The 23,257-nt window shown below is 44.1% G+C and carries 19 protein-coding genes and 1 tRNA gene; 3 read left to right on the top strand and 17 right to left on the bottom strand.

Features of this window, described 5'->3' with window-relative positions:
* Positions 1-21: 21 nt before the first annotated feature.
* The 6 genes from plsX to mgtE form a co-directional block, all read right to left on the bottom strand.
* The gene (gene plsX, locus BN3456_RS11305) at positions 22-1,047 is read right to left on the bottom strand and encodes a phosphate acyltransferase PlsX (RefSeq protein WP_176699177.1); all 1,026 of its coding nucleotides are present in this window, start codon (positions 1,045-1,047) and stop codon (positions 22-24) included.
* A gap of 202 nt (positions 1,048-1,249) precedes the next feature.
* Complete coding sequence (gene rpmF / locus BN3456_RS11300; RefSeq protein WP_089984246.1) at positions 1,250-1,429, bottom strand: 50S ribosomal protein L32; 180 nt, start codon at positions 1,427-1,429, stop codon at positions 1,250-1,252.
* 3 nt (positions 1,430-1,432) lie between these two features.
* A complete protein-coding gene (locus tag BN3456_RS11295; RefSeq protein ID WP_089984245.1) occupies positions 1,433-1,960 on the bottom strand; it encodes a YceD family protein in 528 nt (175 codons plus the stop codon).
* Between the two features lie 131 nt (positions 1,961-2,091).
* A complete protein-coding gene (locus BN3456_RS11290) occupies positions 2,092-3,282 on the bottom strand; it encodes an acetate/propionate family kinase (RefSeq protein ID WP_089984244.1) in 1,191 nt (396 codons plus the stop codon).
* Between the two features lie 104 nt (positions 3,283-3,386).
* Complete coding sequence (gene pta / locus BN3456_RS11285; protein WP_089984243.1) at positions 3,387-4,385, bottom strand: phosphate acetyltransferase; 999 nt, start codon at positions 4,383-4,385, stop codon at positions 3,387-3,389.
* Positions 4,386-4,528: 143 nt separating this feature from the next.
* Positions 4,529-5,869, bottom strand: a complete 1,341-nt coding sequence (gene mgtE / locus BN3456_RS11280; RefSeq protein WP_089984242.1) for a magnesium transporter — start codon at positions 5,867-5,869, stop codon at positions 4,529-4,531.
* Between the two features lie 78 nt (positions 5,870-5,947).
* Between mgtE and BN3456_RS11275 the strand changes: the two genes are divergently transcribed.
* Positions 5,948-7,231 (top strand): nucleotidyltransferase, encoded by a 1,284-nt coding sequence (locus tag BN3456_RS11275; RefSeq protein ID WP_089984241.1) that lies wholly within the window; start codon positions 5,948-5,950, stop codon positions 7,229-7,231.
* Positions 7,232-7,284: 53 nt separating this feature from the next.
* Here the strand turns inward: BN3456_RS11275 and BN3456_RS11270 are convergent, their stop codons facing one another.
* Genes BN3456_RS11270 through polA form a run of 4 tightly spaced genes read right to left on the bottom strand, consistent with a single transcriptional unit; the run spans position 7,285 to position 12,192 of the window.
* Positions 7,285-8,142 carry a DegV family protein gene (locus tag BN3456_RS11270; RefSeq protein WP_089984240.1) on the bottom strand — a complete coding sequence of 286 codons (858 nt, stop codon included), beginning with the start codon at positions 8,140-8,142 and terminating at the stop codon, positions 7,285-7,287.
* 54 nt (positions 8,143-8,196) lie between these two features.
* Positions 8,197-8,994, bottom strand: coding sequence for an MBL fold metallo-hydrolase (locus BN3456_RS11265; RefSeq protein WP_089984239.1), 798 nt, complete (start codon positions 8,992-8,994; stop codon positions 8,197-8,199).
* On the bottom strand, positions 8,991-9,590 hold the full coding sequence (coaE, locus tag BN3456_RS11260; protein ID WP_347458046.1) for a dephospho-CoA kinase: 600 nt from the start codon (positions 9,588-9,590) through the stop codon (positions 8,991-8,993). Before coaE ends, BN3456_RS11265 begins: the two co-directional genes overlap by 4 nt.
* Positions 9,577-12,192: a DNA polymerase I gene (gene polA, locus BN3456_RS11255; RefSeq protein ID WP_089984238.1), complete on the bottom strand. Its 2,616-nt coding sequence runs from the start codon at positions 12,190-12,192 to the stop codon at positions 9,577-9,579. Before polA ends, coaE begins: the two co-directional genes overlap by 14 nt.
* Positions 12,193-12,323: 131 nt before the next feature.
* Here polA and BN3456_RS11250 point away from each other — a divergent pair, with 131 nt between their 5' ends.
* The gene (locus BN3456_RS11250) at positions 12,324-12,962 is read left to right on the top strand and encodes an HAD family hydrolase (RefSeq protein ID WP_089984237.1); all 639 of its coding nucleotides are present in this window, start codon (positions 12,324-12,326) and stop codon (positions 12,960-12,962) included.
* A gap of 139 nt (positions 12,963-13,101) precedes the next feature.
* Here BN3456_RS11250 and BN3456_RS11245 read toward each other — a convergent pair whose 3' ends face one another.
* From BN3456_RS11245 to BN3456_RS11225, 5 genes are all read right to left on the bottom strand, one after another.
* Positions 13,102-13,395 carry a hypothetical protein gene (locus tag BN3456_RS11245; protein WP_089984236.1) on the bottom strand — a complete coding sequence of 98 codons (294 nt, stop codon included), beginning with the start codon at positions 13,393-13,395 and terminating at the stop codon, positions 13,102-13,104.
* Between the two features lie 98 nt (positions 13,396-13,493).
* Positions 13,494-13,576, bottom strand: a tRNA-Leu gene (locus BN3456_RS11240).
* A gap of 91 nt (positions 13,577-13,667) precedes the next feature.
* Positions 13,668-14,942, bottom strand: a complete 1,275-nt coding sequence (locus BN3456_RS11235) for a diaminopimelate decarboxylase (RefSeq protein ID WP_089984235.1) — start codon at positions 14,940-14,942, stop codon at positions 13,668-13,670.
* A 50-nt stretch (positions 14,943-14,992) separates the two neighbouring features.
* A complete protein-coding gene (gene pyk / locus BN3456_RS11230; protein ID WP_089984234.1) occupies positions 14,993-16,429 on the bottom strand; it encodes a pyruvate kinase in 1,437 nt (478 codons plus the stop codon).
* A 21-nt stretch (positions 16,430-16,450) separates the two neighbouring features.
* Entirely contained in the window at positions 16,451-17,284 is an 834-nt protein-coding gene (locus BN3456_RS11225; RefSeq protein WP_347458045.1) for a hypothetical protein, read from the bottom strand.
* Positions 17,285-17,539: 255 nt separating this feature from the next.
* On the opposite strand from BN3456_RS11225, the gene BN3456_RS11220 reads away from it, so the two are divergent.
* Positions 17,540-21,862, top strand: a complete 4,323-nt coding sequence (locus BN3456_RS11220) for a 2-hydroxyacyl-CoA dehydratase (RefSeq protein WP_089984232.1) — start codon at positions 17,540-17,542, stop codon at positions 21,860-21,862.
* 93 nt (positions 21,863-21,955) lie between these two features.
* Here the strand turns inward: BN3456_RS11220 and BN3456_RS11215 are convergent, their stop codons facing one another.
* Together BN3456_RS11215 and greA are read right to left on the bottom strand one after the other, a co-directional pair.
* On the bottom strand, positions 21,956-22,606 hold the full coding sequence (locus tag BN3456_RS11215) for an HAD family hydrolase (RefSeq protein ID WP_089984231.1): 651 nt from the start codon (positions 22,604-22,606) through the stop codon (positions 21,956-21,958).
* Positions 22,607-22,750: 144 nt separating this feature from the next.
* On the bottom strand, positions 22,751-23,254 hold the full coding sequence (gene greA, locus BN3456_RS11210; RefSeq protein ID WP_089984230.1) for a GreA/GreB family elongation factor: 504 nt from the start codon (positions 23,252-23,254) through the stop codon (positions 22,751-22,753).
* Between the last annotated feature and the right edge of the window lie 3 nt (positions 23,255-23,257).

Raw genomic sequence — 23,257 nt, 5'->3', positions numbered from 1 at the left:
TTATTCCCTTTCTTAGCTACATTAATCTTCTTTTCTTTCTTTCTCCAACCGGAGGGCAGCTTTTATCTTTTCATTTATTTGCTGCTCTTTAAAAGTGACACACTGGATGATGGAAGTGCACACCTCCTTCGCCTTGGAACTGCCATGTGTCTTAACAACCAGCCCATTCAATCCTAACAGCGGAGCGCCGCCATACTCGCTGGCATCGAAATCTTTCAGCGTGCTTTTAAGTGCCGGTTTCACAAGAAGTGCTCCTATCTTACTCCTTAGTGAACCCATCATGCCTTCTTTAACCTTACTGATTAAAGTGCCGCCCACACCCTCATATAGCTTCAGGATTACATTTCCCACAAAGGCTTCACAGACCACTACATCTACAACGCCTGCCGGAATATCTCTTGCCTCCACACTTCCCACGAAATTAATTCCCCTGCACTCTTTCAGAAGAGGAAAAGTCTCTTTTACAAGTGCATTTCCTTTTTCTTCCTCGGCACCGATATTTACAATTCCTACTGTGGGGTTCTTCTTCCCAATGATATTCTCCATGTATATGGAGCCCATATTTGCAAACTGAACCAAATGAGAGGGTCTTGCATCCACATTCGCTCCACAGTCTATCAGCAGTGACACACCCCTGGCAGTGGGTATCAGAGGTGCAAGAGGCGGTCTTTCCACTCCTTTGATCCTGCCCACCAGTACTTGGCCTCCTACCAGAATCGCGCCTGAACTTCCTGCGGATACTAATGCATCGGCTTCTCCATTCTTCACCAACTTCATAGCTACTACAATAGAGGAGTCTTTTTTCCTGCGGATTGCCATAACCGGCGGCTCTGCCGTATCAATGACTTCTGTGGCATTTACAATCTCTATCTGTTCCTCCGGGTAAGTGTATTCTGATAATGTCTTCTTCAGCAGTGCTTCCTGCCCTGTCAGCAGAATCTTAATATCGCTTCTCTGCCTGGCGGCTTCCACAGCACCCCGAACAATCTCTCCGGGTGCGTTATCACCGCCCATGGCATCTAGGGCAACTCTTGTAATATTAGACATTCTTCTTCCTCCTAACGCTACTGCATTAATTCTACTAAACATCAATACAAAAATCAATAAGAAAAAATATTATTTCCTATTTATCTACCAGCAGATTCACAGCAATATTTACTTTTATCTCCATTTGTTGTAAAACTACCGTAAATCCAATTGATTTGAAAAAAGGCTCCCCGGTTACCCGGAAAGCCTTGTCTTCTCTGCATTAGTCAACAGAAATGATTTCTTTTTTGTTGTAAGAGCCACAAGCTTTGCAAACTCTGTGGGGCATCATAAGTTCTCCACACTTGCTGCATTTTACAAGGTTGGGAGCACTCATCTTCCAATTAGCTCTTCTCTTATCTCTTCTACCTTTAGAAGATTTATTCTTTGGACAGATAGACATAGGTTACACCTCCTTAAAATTCTTAAACAAATCTCGGACAACTGACATTCTCGGGTCGGCTCCTGTGTCTTCACAGTCACAAGTACCCTGATTTAGGTTCTGACCACAAACGCTGCATATGCCCTTACAGTCTTCACTGCATAGAACTTTCGTCGGCCATCCTATCAATATCTCATTAAAGAGCAATTTGTCCACATCAAGATGATATCCATCAATAAAGTTCGACTCATCTAAATCTTCTCTCAAATCAGCATCAGAAACATTCAAATCCACGCGCTTCACAAAATCAAGTACAAATTCCTGATCCACATCCTCGGCACACCGATCGCATGGGATTCTTATATTGACTTTTGATTCTGCCTGAATCTGTAATTCCTTATCCTTTACATGAGTGACGATAATGTGCACAGGTTCACTGCATGTAATCGCGAAGGAACCTGACTTTAATTTAATCTCTTCCAATTCAAATGGCACTGTCGTCTCTATCGTCTTATGCTGTTCTGACAGAACGTCTGATAGGTTAATTAACATCCTTAACACTCCTATTCATACCTAAACTATTATATCATGTAAAATAAGATTGTCAACAAAAAATTACAGAAAGGGGTCTGACCCTTTTGCGTTTCATTTTCTGAATATTCTAACATATGCATGATTCAGATTTATTTTATAAGAGCCTCTGTTTCTCTGGCGATTGCAAGTTCCTCGTTTGTCGGAATTATAAAAACTCTTACCTTGGAGCCCGGTTTAGAAAGTTCGACTTCCTGGCCTCTTGTATTGTTGGCATCCTCATCAAACTCTATTCCAAGATATTCCAGATAGCTGCATACGGCCGCCCGGACTAAATCATCATTTTCACCGATTCCTGCTGTGAAGGCAATGACGTCCACTCCATTCATGGCTGCAACATAACTTCCTATATACTTAGCAACTCTGTATGAGAATACATCCAGAGCAATCTTTGCGCGTTGATTTCCTGCCAGGGATGCGTCCGTTAAATCCCTGAAGTCACTGGATAATCCGGAGATTCCCTGTACGCCGGATTCCTTGTTCAGCATGTTCATCAGACCATCAATATCCAGATTTTCTTTCTTTGCAATGAATTCCAGAATAGCCGGGTCGATATCACCGGAGCGAGTTCCCATCACAAGACCTTCCAATGGTGTCAGCCCCATAGATGTATCAATAGATTTACCGTTTTTCACTGCACATACGCTTGCACCGTTGCCAAGGTGGCATACGATTGTCTTCGTTTCGTCGTAGGGCTTACCCACAAGTTCTGCAGCTCTCTTGGAAACAAAGCTGTGGCTTGTTCCGTGGAAGCCGTAGCGTCTCACTTTATATTTTTCATAATATTCATATGGCAGTCCGTACATATATGCTTTTTCCGGCATTGTCTGATGGAAAGCTGTGTCAAATACTGCCACCATAGGGGTTCCCGGCATCAGTTTCTCGCATGCATTTATTCCAACTAAATTTGCAGGATTATGCAGCGGAGCCAGGTCGTTGCACTCCTCAACAGCTTTCTTTACCTCTTCTGTAATAACGACAGAGGAGGCAAACTTTTCACCGCCGTGTACCACACGGTGTCCGACGGCCCCAATCTCTTTCAAACTCTTTATTACCCCTGTCTCAGGGTTCGTCAGAGCTTCAATAACATACTGAATTGCCTCAGTATGTGAAGGCATATCCTTCTTTGTTTTTACCTTTTCTTTACCAGCTGCCTGATAAGTGAGACTCCCGTCAATTCCAATTCTCTCACAAATACCTTTTGCGAGCACTTTCTCGGATTCAGAATTAATTAACTGGAATTTTAAAGAAGAACTTCCACAATTGATTACTAAAATATTCATTTCCTTATCCCCCAATTTTACTTTATTATATTATGATAACAATTCAGAACCAAGCTCAAAAACCCGTAATTTCTTCGCTTATTTGGTTCCAAACAGTTACATATTTATGAATATGACTGAGCCTGTACAGCTGTAATGGCTATAACACCTTCGATGTCTGCTGCATTGCAGCCTCTTGATAAATCATTGACCGGAGCCGCAATTCCCTGAGTAAGTGGGCCGTAGGCTTCCGCTTTGCCAAGTCTTTGTACCAGCTTATATCCAATATTACCGGCATCCAGATCTGGGAAAATCAATACATTGGCACGTCCTTTTACTGGGCTTTCTGGTGCCTTGGATGCTGCAACCTCCGGTACAATTGCTGCGTCTGCCTGCAATTCTCCATCCAAAACTAAATCCGGTGCCATTTCTTTAGCAAGCTTTGTAGCTTCCACTACTTTATCCACATCTGCGTGTTTCGCACTTCCCTTTGTGGAATGTGACAGCATGGCAACAATTGGTTCCTTTCCTGTCAGGACCTGGAAAGATTCCGCTGAGGACAGTGCAATATTGGCCAATTTTTCGGGATCAGGATTCTGTTCCAGACCTGCATCTCCGAAAATAAATGTTCCCTCTGCACCCATATCGCAGTCAGGTACAACCATAAGGAAGAAAGCAGAAACCAGTTTTGTTCCCGGTTTTGTCTTCAGAATCTGCAGACACGGACGAAGTGTGTCCGCTGTAGAATGGCATGCACCGGATACCATACCATCTGCATCGCCCATCTTCACCATCATCACTCCGTAATACAGGTAATTGTTCAGAAGCAGTTCTTTCGCCTGCTCTTGAGTCATTCCCTTTTTTTTCCTGAGTTCTACCAGCTTGGCAATGTAGCCTTCCGTTTTTTCGCTTGTTGCAGGGTCCACCACCGCAGCGCCCGAAATGTCAAAACCCTTTCCATTCTTTTCAATTTCCTCTTGGCTTCCCACAAGAATCAGGTTCGCTACTCCCTGCTTAAGCACCGCCTCCGCTGCCTGATAAGTTCTTATGTCCTCCGTCTCCGGCAGCACAATTGTCTTCTTATCGGCCATCGCTCTTTCTTTGATTTTGTCGATAAATCCCATGACTTAAATCCACCTTTCGTTTTTTCTCACTTTTTCCATTATACCTCAAAGAATTATTGTATACAAGCCTATATAATGTGTATTTTTGTGTACAATGTTCTGTCCCATAGCTGAGTCAAGCTTATGGCTGAACTGTGCACCGCCTAAGATCTGAGATGAAATATTGCTGTCACTATATTGAAATAAACCAGAATCGTACATGTGTCCAGAATTGTGGATATCAGAGGCGCTGCCATGATTGCCGGATCCAGCCCCAGTTTTTTTGCAGCAAGGGGAAGTGTACAGCCCACAGTTTTTGCTATAACTACCACTGCAATCATGGTAATTCCAAGTGCAACAGACAACATAATACTATGATTATACATGATATAAATCCGGGTTCCGTTTACTATTGCCAATAAAGCACTTACAACCAATGCGACACGAACTTCCTTGAAAATAACCCGGAAAATATCTCTAAATTGAATTTCTCCTACAGCCAGGCCTCGAATAATCAGTGTTGAGCTTTGTGATCCACAATTTCCACCTGTCCCCATCAACATCGGAATAAAGGTAATTAGAACAGGCATGGCTGCCATAGCATTCTCGTAATGCCCCAGGAGCTCACCTGTCACGGTTGCAGAAAGCATCAGCAGCATCAGCCACAGACTCCTGTGTCTGGCATGCTGAAACACCGATGTGCCGAAATAAGAATCCTCATTGGGACTCACACCGGCCATAATGCTGATATCCTCTGTTGCCTCATCCTGCAAAACCAGCATGGCATCATCGTAAGTTACAATACCCACCAGGCAGTTCTCATGGTCTATGATTGGAATCGCAACAAGACCATACTTCTTAATCGTCTTTGCCACGTCCTCCTGGTCATCTAGGGTGGTGCCAGATAGCACATTCTCATCCATGATTTCTTCAATCAGCCTGGACTCTCCTGCTGTCAGCAGGTCTTTTACATCCACAGCACCGATCAGTTTTCTCTTTTCCGTAACATAACAGGTGTATATCGTTTCCTTATTAATACCGACCTGCCGAATTCTCAAGATTGCATCTGCCACTGTCATTTCTCTGCGCAGGCTGACATAATCCACATTCATGATACTCCCCGCGCTGTACTCCGGATATTGAAGAAGTATATTGATTTTCGTTCTGGTTTCTTCGTCCGTTGCCATCAGCAGCCGGTCCACTACATTGGCCGGCATCTCTTCCAGAACATCTACTGTGTCGTCCACATACATTTCACTCATAACCTCTTCCAGTTCAGAATCTGTCAGAGCGTTGATCAGTTCTTCACGCATGTCACTGTTCATATCCGTGAAAACTTCGGCAGCCTCCTCCTTGGCCAAAAGCCGGAAAATCAAAATTGCCTGCCTGGATCCAAAATCCTCAAGCATTTCCACAATATCGACAGGATGCATGGATTCCAGTTGTTCCTTTAGGTTTTTAAATTTGCGTTGTTCCAGAAGTTCGAGTACCATTTCTCTCTTCATTCCATGCCTCCTTCTTTGTTGTAGTTCTTATTCTTTTATAGTATAATGGTTAACAAATTGATATACAAGGAGATTCATATGAAAATTGTTGGTTTAATCGCCGAATATAATCCATTTCATAACGGCCATCAGTATCATATCGAAAAAGCAAAGGAAGTCACAGGTGCTGACACGGCCATCGTGATTATGAGCGGTGATTACGTACAAAGAGGTACGCCCGCCATCATGCCCAAATACATACGTGCCGAGATGGCTTTGAAGTGCGGAGCCGGGGCTGTATTTGAGCTTCCTGTCTGTTATTCCACCGGAAGTGCTGAATTTTTTGCCATGGGTGCCATTTCTTTCCTGGAAAGCCTGGGGATAGTAGATTCTATTTGCTTCGGGAGTGAGTCAGGGGACCTTGAGGGGCTTCAGGATGTAGCCGACATCCTGTACAAAGAGCCAAATGAATACAGAAACCTCCTGCAGGAAAATCTCAAAAAGGGCATGTCTTTCCCCTCAGCCAGACAGGATGCACTAAGCACTTATACAGGAAACCCTAACCGTGCTGCCCTGTTGGATGATCCAAATAACATTTTGAGCATCGAATATCTAAAAGCACTCAAAAGGCTGGACAGTAACATTGAGCCTTATACCATCAAGCGCCGGGGTTCTGACTACCACAATACAGAGCTGGCGTCCAATTACAGTTCCGCAACCGCCATCCGTTCCCTGCTTGCTTATTCCAGTTCTGCAATCAGTACGCACTCCGGCAGCACATTTGAGAATACACATTTTTCCGATATTTTAAGCCAGCTGGAGGATCAGGTTCCAGCCTCCTGCCTGGAACTTTTAAAAGATTACCACCGGGTCAAATATCCGGTTTATCTAAACGATTTTTCTCTCCTTATGAAATATAAGCTGCTGAACAAATCTGCCAGAGATTTGACCAATTACATGGATGTCTCTGTAGATCTGGCAAACCGAATCAGTAACCAGCTTAACAACTTTTTCAATTACAAGCAATTTTGCGAATTGCTTAAAACCAAAGAAACTACTTATACGCGTATTAACCGTGCACTTCTGCACATCATGCTGGGGATTAAAAAGAACACCGTGAAACAATACACCAAAGGCGGCTGGCACTACTATGCCCGTCTCCTGGGTTTCCGCAGAGATCGTGAAAAAATACTAAGCAATGTCGCAAAAAATGGGCGGCTTCCGCTGCTAACCAGTCTCTATGATACAGACGCAATTCCGGAGATTGGACAAAGAATGCTCTACCATGACATACTTGCCTCTAATCTGTATAAATCTGTAATCACAGATAAATTTAAGACCGTATTTGAAAACGAATACAAACAGACCATCATAAAAGTGTAACGTTAAAAAAGATGCTTCTTAGAAACAGCGGCCCCGTTTCTAAGAAGCATCTCCTATAATCTTTTCATACACGTAACCGCCATGGAACCCGGTCCGATATGGCAGGCCACGCTCAGGGACAGTGGACCTTCTATTATCTCATACCGAGGAAATCTTTCATGAATCTCCTGTCTCCACTCTTTTGCTTCTTCACGGCTGCAGGTGTATGCCATCCCAAGAACCATCTGGTCTTCTTTTCCGGCAAAACGCTCTTTGAGATCTGTCTCTATCGCCTTCAGCATTGTTCTCTTTGCAGCTTTCCACCCGCGTACTTTTGAAAATGCATCCAGTTTCTCCCCTTGAATCTGCAGTACAGGTTTCAGATTCAGTACCGTTCCCAGAGCTGCTGCCGCCGGCGTGATTCTTCCGCCCTTTTTCAAATACTTCAGTGTATCTACTGTTATATAGATACTTGCTTCCATCTTTTCTTTCTCAAGAATTTGCCTGATTTCGGCTGCAGTCTTTCCTTCTTTTGACAGTTTAATTGCATCCAGAACAGACTGCTCCTGAGTAACCGAAATCCTCTGATTATTCACCACCTGTACTCTGCCTTCATAATCCCCGGATAATGTCACTGCTGTCTCACAGCTGCTGCTTAACCCGCTGGACATAGGGATGTGCACAACTTCGTCGTATTCCTCAAGCAGGCGGTCCCAAAGTTCAAGAATGTCTCCGGGTGATGGCTGGGACGTTGAAATATCAGAATCTTCGGCCAGTCTTTTATAAAATTCTTCCTGTGTTAGTGTAATGTCTTCCAGGAAAAGTTCCCCGTCAATAAAAAATGGCATGGGAACTACATAAGTCCCCATCTCTTTCCCATGTTTTTGTGTTATTCCGCTATTACTGTCTGTTACAATTGCAATTTTCTTCATACGTTATTCCCCTGTTTTAGTTCTTAGAGCTGTGAATTGGCGCCGGGATTCTGTCTATACCGTAATAATTTCCGAAATCATATCTCTTTTGGCTACGGTCATATCCAGGTCTTCTCCCTTATAGTCATTGTCACTTAAAGTAACCTCCAGCTTCACCGTCTCATAGGCAAGTGCCGCGTAATTATTTTCCTTGCTGAGATGCCCCAGAAGGATGCGTTTCAAATTACTATGTAGTATATCACAAAGAAGCCTTCCCGACAATTCGTTGGATAAATGTCCCTTATCCCCCATTACACGCCGTTTCAGATAATAAGGATAAGTTCCCACCTCCAACATATGGATATCGTGGTTGGCCTCCAGAAGAACTGCATCCAGATTTTTCAAATTTGAAATTGTGTATTCGTCGTAAATCCCTAAATCCGTAGCAACTGCAACAGATTTATCTCCATAGTTCATTCTGTACCCGGCAGGCTCATTTGCATCGTGGGAAATCCGAAATGGATCTACTGCAATGTCTCCAATTGTAAATCTTTCATCTATATGTATAGGGTTCAAAAGACCTTCCGGCAATTTTCCCAGTGGGGCATAATGCTTAATCCCCTCAATTGTTCCCGGTGTTGCATAAATCGGCACCTCATACTTTCTGCTGAAGACGCCTAATCCCTGTATATGATCCGAATGCTCATGGGTAATCAAAATGCCATCCAGTTCTTCTCCCTTTATTTCTAGTTCCTTCAGACCGGCTTCAATCCGCTTTTTGCTGATTCCTGTATCCACAAGTAGATGCGTGTTATCATTTCCTACATAAATACAGTTCCCGCTGCTGCCGCTTGCAATGCTGCATAACCTCATAACTGTTCTCCTATTTGCTCTTTTGTCTTCTCAAATGTCCCGCTGTTGTCTATAATAGTCTGACACGCTCCACGAAACACAGATTCCGGGGACTGGGAGAGTATCATCCGGCTGATTGTCTCATCCGAGTATCCTCTTGACCTTTTCAGCCTTTCCCTTCTCACACTTTCTTCTGTATAAATATACCACAGCTCATCACAGATATCCTCATACCCGGCTTCCGGCAGAAGAGCCGCCTCAATAATATACAGCGGCACTCCCATCTTTTTCTTCTCTATAATATCCTGTTTTACCCATTTCTTTACTTCCGGGTGAACGATTTCATTAAGAATCTTTCTTTTTGTCTCATCCTGAAAAACGATTTCTGCCAGTTTCCTTCTATCCAGCTCTCCATCTTCTTTTGTAATTTTGTTTCCAAACTGTTCTATAATTTTCCCATAGCAAGCCGTCCCTTTTCTTTGGAGATTCTTTGCCACTTCATCCAGCTGACTGACAACTGCGCCATATTCTTTTTCCATATGATGCAGAACCTCGCTTTTCCCGGAGCCTACCCCGCCGGTTATTCCCAGCACTTTCATCCCCTTACTTTGCCTCATACCAGTTACTTCCTGTGTGCATATCTACAATCAAAGGCACATCCAAATCTGCAGCATGCTCCATTTGGCGCCTCAGAATCTCTTTAACCTCTTCTGCTTCCTCTTTATATGCCTCTATAAGCAGCTCATCATGGACCTGCAGAATCATCTTTGACCTGAGGCCTTTTTCCTTCAGTTCCCTGTTCACACCAATCATGGCAATTTTTATAATATCTGCGGCAGACCCCTGAATGGGTGCATTCATAGCCACCCGCTCTCCAAAGCTGCGCTGCATGAAATTGCTGGATTTTAACTCAGGGACAGGACGCCTTCGCCCGAACAAAGTCACAACATAACCTACCTCTTTTGCATGGGCTACAGTGTCATCCAAGAAACGTTTGATTCCGGGATAAGTCTCAAAATAATTTTCAATATATTGTGCAGCTTCTTTTCGTGTAATACTCAAATCCTGGCTCAGTCCAAAAGAACTGATACCATATACAATCCCAAAATTTACAGCCTTCGCATTGCGTCGCTGCAAACTGGTAACTTCCTCAAATGGTGTGTGGAACACCTGAGATGCTGTCATCCGATGGATGTCCTTGGCCTCTTTATAAGCCTGAATCAGTTTCTCATCCCCTGAGCAGTGAGCCAGCACCCTCAACTCAATCTGAGAATAATCCGCATCGATAAAAACACACCCTTCGCTTGGCACAAATACCTTTCTAATCAACCGGCCCAGTTCCATTCTCACAGGAATGTTCTGCAGATTCGGTTCTGTGCTGCTGATTCTTCCTGTAGCGGCAATTGTCTGGTTAAACTTCCCGTGAATTCTTCCGTCTGTGCTGATATAAGCCGACAGACCGTCTGCATAAGTGGACTTCAGTTTGGACAGTTGTCTGTATTCCAGAACTTTTTCTACAATAGGATAATCCGGTTCCAGTTTTTCCAATACATCTGCGGCAGTGGAATAACCGGTCTTTGTCTTCTTTCCATTTGGAATCTTCATGTGTTCAAAAAGCACAACCCCAAGCTGTTTTGGAGAATTAATGTTGAAGGTTTCCCCTGCCATTTCAAATATCTCTTTTTCCAGCTCCACAATCTTGCCCCCCAGCTGCTCCCCGTAAAAGCGCAGCGCCTCAGCTTCCACCTGAATTCCGGCCTGTTCCATATCAAACAGGGTAAAGACAAGAGGCATCTCAATATCTGTGAACAGATGATACATTCCCTCTGCCTGCATCTTTTCTTTCATTGGCTCTACACAGGCAAATGCAGTGTAGGCTTCATAGCATGCTTTCGTCATGCTGTCTGTTTTTCCGTCTACAGTAATATCCAATTGTTCTCTTGCCACATCATCACAGTCATAATGACTTGTCAGCGGATTCAGAAGATAGGCCGCTACTGCAACATCAAAGCAATTTTCCGGTTTTGTAATCTTCACCAGCGGGAGATACTTTTTTAAATCAAACATGGAAAATGCTTTTACTGATTGGGCAACTTCCGAAAGTTTGTCCAGCAGATATTCCATATCCATATCTGCGCTGCTTAATATAGAATAAATTTTATCCTTTCCATAGACAACCGTCACCCTGCCGTACCCGGAAGGATGTGCAAACAGCGGCAGCACATTTTTCAGGTCTTCCGTGACTGCGGCGCCTGCACATTGTGCCGCGGCCGCCTCAGCAAACACCCTCTCTGCCTCTTTTTTATCTGTAATTTCTTTAAAATAAGATTCCAGGTTATTGCCGGATGCTTCTACATCAAACCTATCCAGCATGTTTTTAAACTGGAGTCGCTGGAAATAAACATAAGCCTCTTGTGTGTAGGGATCTCCATAGACTGCTGCGTTTAAATCAAAGGTAATATCCGCGTGGGTATCAATGGTTGCCAGCGTCTTGCTCATGCAGGCCTGATCCCAGTATTCCTGCAGGTTCCTGCTGGCCCTGGGTGGTTTCAGTTCACTTACATGAGCGTAAGCATTTTCAATGGAGCCATATTCCTCGATAATTTTTGTAGCGGTCTTCTCCCCTATCCCGGGCACCCCCGGAATATTGTCAGAAGCATCACCCATGAGCGCTTTCACCTCAATAAATTCTTTCGGAGTAACTTTATATTTTTCCTTTACATCGGCAGCATAGTAGTCTTCCACCTCTGTCCGGCCCTGTTTTGTCTTGGGTATACGGATTTTTACATGTTCCGTGGCAAGCTGCAGGATGTCCCTGTCCCCGGAAATGATGACTACCTCCAGTCCTCGTCCCGCACAAGTGCAGGATATGGTTCCCAGAAGATCATCTGCCTCCAGGCCTGCCTGCTCGATAATCTCGATATTCATAGCTTTCAGAACTTCCTTGATCACTGGAACCTGCTGCCGTAGTTCTTCAGCCATCGGCTTCCTTGTCCCTTTGTAATCCGCGTACATCTCATGTCTGAATGTAGGGGCATGTACATCGAAAGTGACTGTCAGATACTCCGGCTTCTCCTCATCCAGAATCTTGAACATAATATTTAAGAACCCATAAATAGCGTTCGTATGAAGCCCCTCCGAATTTGTCAAGTCCGGTACTCCATAGAACGCTCTGGTTAAAATGCTGTGACCATCTATTAATACTATTTTTTCACTCATGTTCCATTCTCCACATCCTTGCTGCTTTAGAGCTTTTATAAAAGTATACACTAAAATCCTTCTTTTTAAAAGGCTCTTTTTATGATATCATGAAAAGAGCTACTGATTTTTACAAAAAGGAGTAAATACTTATGGATGGAATTATTTTTGATGTAGACGGAACTTTATGGGATGCCACTGAAACGGTTCTGGAGTCATGGACCCAGGCAATCACTGAGAATTCCGATTTGGATATTGACGTGAGCAGCCCCAGACTCCGGGGCTTGTTCGGAAAAACCATGGATGAAATATACCGCGCCCTCTTTCCCTCTTTGCCAAAAGAAGAACAGAAGCGACTGGGGGATCTTTGCTTTGAATATGAAAACCGGCTATTGGAAACAAAGCCCGGAGTTTTGTACGAGGGGGTCCAGGAAGTATTTCTCACCCTTTCTGAAAAGATTCCCCTTTTTATTGTCAGCAACTGCCAGTGCGGGTATATTGAAATATTTTTAAAGGTCAATGGCCTTGAGGACACCGTCAAAGACCACCTTTGCTTTGGTGACACGCTGACATCCAAGGGACAGACCATCTTACGGCTGATGAAGGAAAATGGACTGCAGGATGTTGTTTATGTGGGTGACACAAAAGGGGACTACCTGGCTTGTCAGGAAGCAGGAATACCGTTCATCTTCGCTGAATACGGGTTTGGAGATGTACCCGAGGCGAAAGACAGAATAAAGAAATTAACAGATTTGCTGCAGTACGCAAAGGGGGTTGCAAAGGGGGTCTGACCCCTTTGAAGTCCGTTTTCAGAATATTCTAAAAATATGTTCTGCACAGCAGGTCATGAAGTTTACATTACACAAAAAATCCGCCCCTGACATTACCTATTTAAAGTAATGTCAGGGGCGGATTGGAATTTATCGATACTTAAATTTTCCTTGACCTTCCGCCATCAAAAGTATCCGGTATGCCTATTTCCGGCAAACCCGCTCTCCTGTTTGACTCAGACAACTGGGGGCTTACCATTGCTTTTGACGTTTTCCTGCTTGCCATAGCACCCTCTTTCGTATCAAACAGTCTGTTTTCAGATAATTTTAAGGCACCGCAGGCACCGATTAACTGTACAATATAATTCTTCCCCTGCTTGCTGACAACCTTCACCTGAACCGCATCTGAATTGTCCTCCAAAATAAAACATGTATCGCCACGCTTGAACGTCATATTATTCACCTCCCTGGTAAATCAAAAAGAAACAGTAACGAGTAACGAAAAAGTGCTATACACCGCCGAAATTGGTACATAGCACTTAAAGCTTCTAATGCGGATGGTGGGACTTGAACCCACACGAGGTCGCCCCCGCAAGATTTTGAGTCTTGTGCGTCTGCCATTCCGCCACATCCGCTCATCGGATTCGAAAGGCATATTTGCTCTCCGAATTTTCCGAACCGTAGTTTATCTTATCACATTCATAAGTATTTTGCAATAGTTTTTTCCTATTTCCGTATCAGCTTTTTCCCTATTTCAAAGCAGTCAAATGTTGCAAAATAATCTGACGGGGTCTCTGCCCGTCGGATAAGCTGTGCTGTGCCATCCTCCCTCAGAAGGACCTCTGCGGATTTCAATTTTCCGTTATAATTATATCCCATGGAATAGCCATGAGCCCCTGTATCGTGAATGATCAGATAATCTCCTTTATCAATCTTCGGCAGCATTCTGTCAATGGCAAATTTGTCATTGTTTTCACAGAGAGAGCCGGTGACATCATACTGGTGGTCACAGGGCCAGTTTTCCTTCTCCATGACTGTAATATGATGATAAGCCCCATACATTGCCGGGCGAAGCAAATCTACTGCACTTGCATCCACGCCGATGTATTCTTTATGTGTGTGCTTTTCATGGATTGCTGTAGTCACCAGGCAGCCATAAGGTCCCAGCATATAGCGTCCCAGCTCTGTGTAAATAGCCACATCCCCCATGCCTGCAGGTATCATAACCTGCTCATATACCTTGCGTACTCCCTCACCGATAGCCCGGATATCATTTGGCTCCTGATCCGGTGTGTATGGGATTCCGATTCCCCCTGACAAGTTAATAAATTTAATATGAACCCCTGCCTCCTTCTGCAGGCGGACAGCTTCTTCAAACAATACCTTCGCCAGCATAGGATAATACTCGTTTGTCACAGTGTTGCTGGCAAGAAAGGCATGAATTCCGAAATCCTTTGCCCCCTTTTCTTTCAGAATTTTAAATGCTGCCATCATCTGTTTTGTGGTCATTCCGTATTTGGAATCACCCGGATTGTCCATAATGTCATTACTAATTTTAAACAATCCGCCAGGGTTATAACGACAGCTGATTGTTTCAGGAATATGCCCGATTGTCTTCTCCAGAAAATCTATATGTGTAATATCATCCAGATTAATAATTGCTCCCAGCTTATCGGCCAGAGCATATTCTTCAGCCGGTGTATCATTGGAGGAAAACATAATATCACCGCCTTTTGCTCCAATCGCATCAGAAAGCATAAGCTCCGTATAGGAGGAACAGTCACAGCCGCAGCCATATTCTCTCAAAATCTGAATCAGAAAAGGATTAGGAGTAGCCTTTACTGCAAAATATTCCTTAAATCCCGGGTTCCATGCAAAAGCTTCATTGAGAGCCTTCGCATTTTCTCTGATTCCTCTCTCATCATAGAGGTGGAAAGGCGTAGGAAATTCCTTTACTATGTCATCAAGTTGTTCTTTTGTTACAAATGGCTCCTTCTTCATATATGACTTTCTCCTTTACGTACTGTTATTTAACAGATTTCAGCTGTACTCTACTCTACGGTTGCGATTCTCATCATATTGCTGATTCCGCTTTTTTCTCTCTTCACATTTGGAGACGGAATTCCTGCAGTCAGTACAACTACATCTCCGCTTTCAACATACTGCTTCACAAGGGCAACCTCAACGGCCCCCCGGCAGATTCCCTCTGTAGTATCAACTTCTATAGATTTTAAGGGAATGACCCCCCAATAAATAGCCATTCTGCGCAGCGCTCTCTCGTTGGGTGATATGCCAAGAATCTCCTGTCTGGGCTTCAGTTTGGAGACTACCCTGGCTGTAGCCCCGGATACAGATGGTGTTATAATGCATTTTGCATTTAAGTTTGCTGCCGCAAGTACAGAGGAGTATCCGATAGCGCTAGATATTCCGGTCTTCAGGTGATCACCTGCTTTTTCCAATATATGGTCGTAATCCAGGTGCTGTTCCGAATTTTCAATAATGTGTACCATCATCTGCAGTGCTTCCAGAGGGTATTTCCCTTGTGCTGTCTCTCCAGAAAGCATAACCGCATCGGTACCGTCATAGACCGCATTAGCCACATCTGCGACCTCTGCTCTTGTAGGACGGGGATTGCGAATCATAGAATCCAGCATCTGGGTAGCCGTAATTACCGACTTAAAATTGTTATTGCACTTTTCAATAATCATTTTCTGAAGATAGGGAACTTCCTCCGCCGGAATCTCCACTCCCAAATCACCGCGGGCTACCATAATCCCGTCTGCGGCACGGATAATCTCGTCGATATTCTGGACACCTTCCGCATTTTCAACTTTCGCTATAATTGGAATATACGGCGCATGCAGCTCATTTAGATAGGCCTTAATCTCCAAGACACACTCTGCATTTCTGACAAAAGAAGCCGCAATAAAATCTATGCTCTGCTCCACACCAAATCTAATATCTTCTTTGTCCTTCTCTGTGATGGCAGGGAGCCTTACGGACACATTCGGCACATTCACACCTTTGCACTCGCCCAGCTCGCCGCCGTTTACAACTAAACAGACAATATCCCGGTCTGTCTTGCTGATTACTTCCAGGCCGATTAGTCCATCATCGATCAAAATAGTTTTCCCTTTGTCTATATCATCAACCAGACCTGCATAGGTAATGGATACCCGCTGACTGGTGCCCTCTATTTCATCCGTTGTCAATGTGAAAGTACTGCCTGTTTCCAGTGTGACTTTCTTCCCATTCTTCAATAGACCGGTACGAATCTCCGGGCCCTTTGTATCTAACAGGATAGCGACATTAGCGCGTTCTTCCTCCCTAAGCTGTTTTAGCTGATCCATTCTCCCCTTGTGCTCCTGGTGATCACCGTGAGAAAAATTAAAACGTGCAACATCCATTCCGTTTTGGATTAGTTTTCTCATTAACTCCCTGTCATTTGTATTTGGGCCCATCGTGCATACTACTTTTGTCTTCTTCATGTCTTAATCTCCTTGCTTGTATTATTGGATATGCTGATGCGTGAATAAATGATCCTGACAATATTCATAATTCCCATTGCATTTTGAACAGTAGCGAAATTGCAGAGTTGGGTCGTCCAGTTCTGTCCTTTTGCACACTGTGCATTTATGTCGCGCTCCGTTTTTGTAATTCATATGAGTTTTCGCCTGCTGCCTGAATTTGGCTTTTCGGGCCTGTTCCTTCGGAGAATAGGGCTTTATCTTTCTACTGGAGAAAAAGAACAGCACAAAATTCAAAAGGGAAGAAATAATTGCAACTCTCGTGACTATATTTCCCCTTGCAAGATCATATAAAATAAACACAGCATAGACCAGCCCCATCCATTTAATTTTGATAGGAAGGACAAAATATAGCAGCAGTTCCATGTCCGGATAGCTGGCAGAGAAAGCCAGAAAGATAGACATATTAATATAGTAAGTGCTGAAATAAACACCCAGACCCGCGACTCCGCCGGTTATCAGGTAAAGAATAAACGCACCGATGACAGTGAAAAGAATGCCGGAGAAAATATAAACATTATAACGGAACGCGCCCCAGGTGCGCTCTAATGCAGTTCCTAAAGAATAATAAAGAAACAGCATGATAACCGTTGTAATGATACTGCCGCCGGGAGGCACCAGTACCCATGTTATGATCCGCCACACCTGACCGGACAATATACGGCCCGGTTCCAGCGTCAGCCAGTTCAGAAGGCCGGGCATAAGAAAATATATTCCGTAACCGATAATGTACCCGCCAATTAAATACATGGTTAGATTATGAATAGCATAACGCCCAAATTTTCTTTCTAACTTATTCAACCAATTCACTAACATTCTTCTCCTTATTTTTGATTTACAAATTCTTTAGGTAATTGTACAGTTTGTACAGTAGTTTGTCAAATATATTATATCCACACGTATTCTGTGAAAATTTATAAGCTTTGCACAAAAATTCCAGGAACGTTTATCATTATTGCGATTGTCTTTTTACGCATCTTGTCGTATAATGTAAATTGTTGTAGATTTAGAAAATACATTTAATAGGTAGTATCTAACATATACTGTTTTTAGAAAACGAGGGATATATTTATGAATTTAAGTGAATTACATACTCTGGGAATCGATATCGGTTCCACTACCGTAAAGATAGCAATTCTGGATAAGGGCAAGAAAGTACTCTTTTCAGATTATGAGCGGCATTTCGCTAATATCCAGGAAACTCTGTCCGACCTTCTTGGAAGAGCTATCCACAAACTGGGCGAGCTGCGTGTTTCACCAGTTATCACTGGCTCCGGCGGATTATCTCTGGCTAAGCATCTGGGGGTTCCCTTTGTACAGGAGGTTATTGCTGTATCTACAGCTCTTCAGGACTATGCCCCTCAGACAGATGTGGCAATTGAACTTGGAGGTGAAGATGCCAAGATTATTTATTTTGAAGGCGGAAATGTGGAACAGCGTATGAATGGTGTCTGTGCAGGCGGTACAGGTTCCTTTATTGACCAGATGGCTTCCCTTCTGCAGACCGATGCTGCAGGACTGAATGAATACGCAAAAAGCTATCATGCACTATACTCTATCGCTGCACGCTGCGGAGTGTTTGCGAAATCCGACATCCAGCCCTTAATTAACGAGGGTGCTTCAAAGGAAGATTTGGCTGCCTCTATTTTCCAGGCTGTTGTGAACCAGACCATAAGTGGCCTTGCCTGCGGTAAACCTATCCGCGGACACGTGGCATTTTTAGGTGGCCCACTCCACTTTCTTTCGGAACTGAAAGCTGCTTTTGTCCGCACTCTGAAGCTGGATGATGAGCATACCATTGCCCCGAACCAGTCTCACTTGTTTGCAGCCATCGGCTCCGCACTAAATTCCAAGAAAGAAGTAATTCTTGCTCTACGAGACCTTCAGGAACGCCTGGCCGGAAAGATAAAAATGGATTTTGAAGTTGACAGAATGAAACCTCTTTTCGCTTCGAATGCCGAATATAACGAGTTTGCTCAGCGCCATGCACAACACCAGGTACCGGTTGGGGATTTGGCCACTTACTCTGGAAAGGCTTTTCTCGGCATTGACGCCGGCTCCACCACAACAAAGGCTGCACTTGTAGGCGAGGATGGTACACTTTTGTACTCTTTCTATCATAATAACGACGGGGATCCTCTGGGCACTACAATTGGTGCAATCAAAGATATTTACAGCCGTCTGCCTGAGGAAGTGGATATTGTACACTCCTGCTCCACCGGCTACGGAGAAGCTTTGGTAAAGGCTGCTCTTCTGCTTGATGAAGGTGAAGTGGAAACCGTTTCTCACTACTACGCTGCTTCCTTCTTTGAACCGGATGTAGACTGCATTTTGGATATCGGCGGACAGGACATGAAATGCATAAAGATCAAGAACAAGACTGTGGACAGTGTACAGTTGAATGAAGCCTGCTCCTCCGGATGTGGTTCCTTCATTGAGACCTTTGCTAAATCTTTGAATTATAGTGTAGAGGATTTTGCTCAGGAAGCTCTTTATGCAAAAAACCCCATTGACCTGGGTACGCGCTGTACAGTCTTTATGAATTCAAAAGTAAAACAAGCACAGAAGGAAGGAGCTGAAGTCTCTGATATTTCCGCTGGTCTGGCCTATTCCGTCATCAAAAATGCACTGTTTAAAGTCATCAAGGTTTCCGATGCCTCTGAGTTGGGTAAACATATCGTGGTGCAGGGCGGAACCTTTTACAATAATGCGGTTCTGCGAAGCTTTGAAAAAATTGCTGATTGTGAAGCCATCCGCCCTGACATCGCAGGAATCATGGGGGCTTTTGGTGCAGCCTTAATTGCCAGGGAGCGCTATACTGAGTGTGAAGGAACTACCATGCTTCCCATCGATGAGATTGAAGCTTTGGAATACAACACCACTATGGCCAAATGTAAAAGGTGCACGAATAACTGCCGTCTGACGATCAGTCACTTTAGCGGCGGACGCCGTTTTATTACCGGAAACCGCTGTGAGAGAGGACTCGGCAAGGAAAAATCCAAGAACAATCTGCCAAACCTGTTCGATTACAAGAGTCAGCGTTATCTCGGCTATACACCTTTAGAAGAATCAGAAGCACCACGAGGCGTGATTGGAATTCCCCGTGTTCTAAATATGTATGAGAACTACCCGTTCTGGTTCACATTTTTCACAAAGCTGGGATTCAGCGTTGTATTGTCTCCCTCCTCCTCGCGGAAAATTTATGAACTGGGCATTGAGTCTATCCCCAGCGAATCTGAATGTTATCCGGCAAAACTGGCACACGGACATGTACAGTGGCTGATTAATGAAGGTGTTTCGCGCATCTTCTACCCTTCCGTTTCCTATGAGAGAAATGAATTTGAGGATGCCAACAACCATTACAACTGTCCAATTGTAACCTCTTATCCGGAAAATATTAAAAATAATATGGATTCCATTGTACACGGGGAAGTAGATTTCATTCATCCCTTCCTTTCTTTCGCAAACGAAGAGATTCTTGGCAGGCGTCTGACAGAAGAACTGGCTGCTAAGTTTTCTATTTCGGAATATGATATAAAGGCTGCAGTTCACGACGCGTGGACAGAGCTGGAAGCCTGCAGGGAAGATATACGCAAAAAGGGTGAAGAAACGATAAAGTTTCTTGACGAGACAGGCAACCGCGGCATTGTGCTGGCAGGCCGTCCATATCACATTGACCCCGAGGTCAACCATGGATTGCCCGAACTTATCAATTCATATAATATTGCTGTGTTGACCGAGGACTCTGTTTCCCACCTCCAGCCTGTAGAACGTCCGTTAAATGTTATGGACCAGTGGATGTACCATTCCCGCCTCTACGCTGCTGCAAATTACGTGAAAACAAAAGATAATCTGGATCTGATACAGCTGAATTCCTTTGGGTGCGGCCTTGATGCTGTTACCACCGACCAGGTTGCCGATATCCTGAACCGCTCGGACAAAATATATACTTCTCTGAAAATCGATGAAGTCAATAACCTGGGGGCAGCCCGTATCCGTGTTCGTTCTCTTCTTGCAGCTATCCGCGTCAGAGAGCAGCATGCCACTCAGCGTAAAATTCAGCCGGCTGCTATTAAGAAGGTACCCTTTACAAAAGAAATGCGCAAGACATACACGATTTTGTGTCCCCAGATGTCACCTATGCATTTTGAATTGTTGGAGCCCGCATTCCAGGCTTCCGGCTACAAAGTAGAGGTTCTGCCGAACGACAATAAGCAAGCCGTGGATGTAGGATTGAAATATGTCAATAATGATGCCTGCTATCCGTCTCTAATGGTGGTGGGACAGATTATGGAAGCCATTTTATCAGGAAAATATGACACCGACAGGCTGGCCGTTATTATCAGCCAGACAGGGGGCGGATGCCGTGCATCCAACTACATAGGCTTTATACGCCGGGCACTAAAGAAAGCAGGATATTCACAAATCCCTGTTATCTCCATTAATTTAAGCGGGCTGGAAGGAAACCCGGGCTTTAAGATTACACCGGCCATGGTCGTCCGCGGAGCCTATGCCGCTGTATTTGGGGATATATTCATGAAATGTGTTTATCGTATGCGGCCTTACGAAAAAGTACCGGGAACAACCAATGCTGTCCACAGGAAATGGGCGGAAGAGTGCAAGAAATTTATTTCCACAGGATACCCATCCAGACGTAAATTCAAAAAACTCTGCAATGATATTATTCATGATTTTGATACAATAGAAACATTAAATGTGAAAAAACCACGGGTCGGTGTCGTGGGGGAAATCCTTGTTAAATTCCTGCCTGCGGCAAATAATCATCTTGTAGATCTGTTGGAGAGCGAAGGCGCAGAAGCTGTGGTTCCTGATTTGCTGGACTTCATGCTATACTGCTTCTACAATCAGAACTTCAAAGTATCCAATTTGGGATTTCCTAAAGCAAAGGCAGTTCTAGGAAACCTTGGAATTAAAGGTTTGGAATGGCTTCGGTCACCGGCTTCCAAAGCCTTTGAAGAAAGCAAACATTTTGCACCACCTTCACACATTGAGGATATGGCAAAAATGGCTTCCGAGATTGTATCTATCGGCAATCAGACCGGTGAGGGTTGGTTCCTGACCGGGGAGATGCTGGAACTGATTCACGGTGGAGCCGGAAATATTGTGTGTACACAGCCATTTGCCTGCCTTCCCAATCATGTGGTAGGAAAAGGTGTTATTAAGGAACTGCGCAGGATATATCCGAAATCTAATGTGGTCGCCATTGACTTCGACCCGGGCGCAAGTGAGGTAAATCAGCTGAACCGTATTAAGCTGATGCTCTCAACAGCCAATAAGAATTTGGAGAATGAAATAGAGGAAGCTAAAAAAGAAGAAGCTGCCGAGTCCCATGCGATAAAAGCACTGGGAAAGGCTGTGGCAAGCGGGATTTAAAACCAGTATGATTTAGGCAGTCTATTAGATTAGGATAAAGAAAATGGAGGCACAACTTTTTTAAGGGTTCTGCCTCCATTTTCTTTATCTTTGCTATTTTATGATATATTCCGCTGCCTCCGCAGGTTCCTTTATGATAATATCTGCCCCTGCATTTTCCAGTTCTTCTCGGCTCCCATAGCCGTACAACACTCCCATAGAGCCAACCTTTGATTCTTTTGCTCCCTTGATATCGTAGTCTCGGTCTCCTATCATCAGTGCGCTGTCCCGGTCCTGTATTCGGCATTCCCTCAGAACATATTCTATAACTTCAGATTTCCTTGCCCGGGTTTCATCCATCAGACTCCCGCCGATAAAGTCAAAATACTCCGAGAGATGGTAGTAATCCGCTATGATTCTGGCAAAGTACTCCGGCTTGGAGGTAGCCATAATTATAGTCTTTCCCGCATTTTTCAAGGTTTGGAGCAGCTCGGGGATTCCCTCATAAACCTCATTTTCAAAAATCCCTTTTTCAGCGTAATACTCCCGATAAAACTTGACAGCTCTGCTACTCTCTTCTGGGGAAAAGCCGCAGTATCTTCCGAACTGTTCCTTTAAGGGCGGTCCAATAAAGCTGCGGAGCCCGGCTGGATCATCTGCTTCTACCCCACATTTTTTCAGGGCGTATTTTACACTGTTTATAATTCCCGGCCCGGAATCCGTCAGGGTTCCGTCCAGATCAAACAAAACAATTTTGATTTCCATATATCCTCCCGCTTGATATCTGACTCTTTTCATTCTATTACATCATTCTCGGAGTTGTTTGAAACAACTAGGAAAACGATCCGCAAAAGGGTCAGTCCCCTTTGCGAAACAATTGCGAAAACGGACCGCAAAAGGGTCGGTCCCCTAATACTCTCGGATTTTATCGTTTTCTTCGCTCTGGGTTTTTATGATTTTACGGATTACTACGTAATAGCCGAAATCATTTTTTACTTTTACGTAGACTCTGTCGTTTAATTTATGTCCCAATATTGCTTTTCCGATAGGGGATTCGATACTGATGCGGCCGTCAATGGAGTTTCCCCGCACAGATGTGACCAGGCGGTATGTTTCCACCTCGTCATCATCTTCGCAGTACAGTTCTACTGTGTTATTGATTCCGACCTCATCCTCACAGGAGGTGTCTTGCACAACCACTGCGGTCTTGAGCATTCTCTCCAGATAGCGGATACGGCTCTCATTTCTGTTTTTATCCTTTTTTGCCGCATGATATTCAAAGTTTTCGCTTAAATCTCCGTGGGCACGTGCCTCTTTTACAGCTTCTATAGCCTGTTTGCGCACCACCAGTTTACGGTGCTCGATTTCCTCTTCAATCTTTTTTACATCACTTTTGGTCAGTTTCTCATACATTTA

Source organism: Clostridium sp. C105KSO13 (genome assembly GCF_001517425.1).
In the GTDB taxonomy this organism is placed as follows: domain Bacteria; phylum Bacillota; class Clostridia; order Lachnospirales; family Lachnospiraceae; genus Muricomes.
The sequence above is the reverse complement of the archived record's forward strand: the minus strand, read 5'-3'. Positions and strand labels throughout refer to the sequence as shown.

Excerpts from the sequence above, each read along its gene's own strand:
- plsX (WP_176699177.1), bottom strand. The coding sequence starts at position 1,047 with ATGTCTAATATTACAAGAGTTGCCCTAGATGCCATGGGCGGTGATAAC.
- rpmF (WP_089984246.1), bottom strand. The coding sequence starts at position 1,429 with ATGTCTATCTGTCCAAAGAATAAATCTTCTAAAGGTAGAAGAGATAAG.
- BN3456_RS11295 (WP_089984245.1), bottom strand. The coding sequence starts at position 1,960 with ATGTTAATTAACCTATCAGACGTTCTGTCAGAACAGCATAAGACGATA.
- BN3456_RS11290 (WP_089984244.1), bottom strand. The coding sequence starts at position 3,282 with ATGAATATTTTAGTAATCAATTGTGGAAGTTCTTCTTTAAAATTCCAG.
- pta (WP_089984243.1), bottom strand. The coding sequence starts at position 4,385 with ATGGGATTTATCGACAAAATCAAAGAAAGAGCGATGGCCGATAAGAAG.
- mgtE (WP_089984242.1), bottom strand. The coding sequence starts at position 5,869 with ATGAAGAGAGAAATGGTACTCGAACTTCTGGAACAACGCAAATTTAAA.
- BN3456_RS11275 (WP_089984241.1), top strand. The coding sequence starts at position 5,948 with ATGAAAATTGTTGGTTTAATCGCCGAATATAATCCATTTCATAACGGC.
- BN3456_RS11270 (WP_089984240.1), bottom strand. The coding sequence starts at position 8,142 with ATGAAGAAAATTGCAATTGTAACAGACAGTAATAGCGGAATAACACAA.
- BN3456_RS11265 (WP_089984239.1), bottom strand. The coding sequence starts at position 8,994 with ATGAGGTTATGCAGCATTGCAAGCGGCAGCAGCGGGAACTGTATTTAT.
- coaE (WP_347458046.1), bottom strand. The coding sequence starts at position 9,590 with ATGAGGCAAAGTAAGGGGATGAAAGTGCTGGGAATAACCGGCGGGGTA.
- polA (WP_089984238.1), bottom strand. The coding sequence starts at position 12,192 with ATGAGTGAAAAAATAGTATTAATAGATGGTCACAGCATTTTAACCAGA.
- BN3456_RS11250 (WP_089984237.1), top strand. The coding sequence starts at position 12,324 with ATGGATGGAATTATTTTTGATGTAGACGGAACTTTATGGGATGCCACT.
- BN3456_RS11245 (WP_089984236.1), bottom strand. The coding sequence starts at position 13,395 with ATGACGTTCAAGCGTGGCGATACATGTTTTATTTTGGAGGACAATTCA.
- BN3456_RS11235 (WP_089984235.1), bottom strand. The coding sequence starts at position 14,942 with ATGAAGAAGGAGCCATTTGTAACAAAAGAACAACTTGATGACATAGTA.
- pyk (WP_089984234.1), bottom strand. The coding sequence starts at position 16,429 with ATGAAGAAGACAAAAGTAGTATGCACGATGGGCCCAAATACAAATGAC.
- BN3456_RS11225 (WP_347458045.1), bottom strand. The coding sequence starts at position 17,284 with ATGTTAGTGAATTGGTTGAATAAGTTAGAAAGAAAATTTGGGCGTTAT.
- BN3456_RS11220 (WP_089984232.1), top strand. The coding sequence starts at position 17,540 with ATGAATTTAAGTGAATTACATACTCTGGGAATCGATATCGGTTCCACT.
- BN3456_RS11215 (WP_089984231.1), bottom strand. The coding sequence starts at position 22,606 with ATGGAAATCAAAATTGTTTTGTTTGATCTGGACGGAACCCTGACGGAT.
- greA (WP_089984230.1), bottom strand. The coding sequence starts at position 23,254 with ATGTATGAGAAACTGACCAAAAGTGATGTAAAAAAGATTGAAGAGGAA.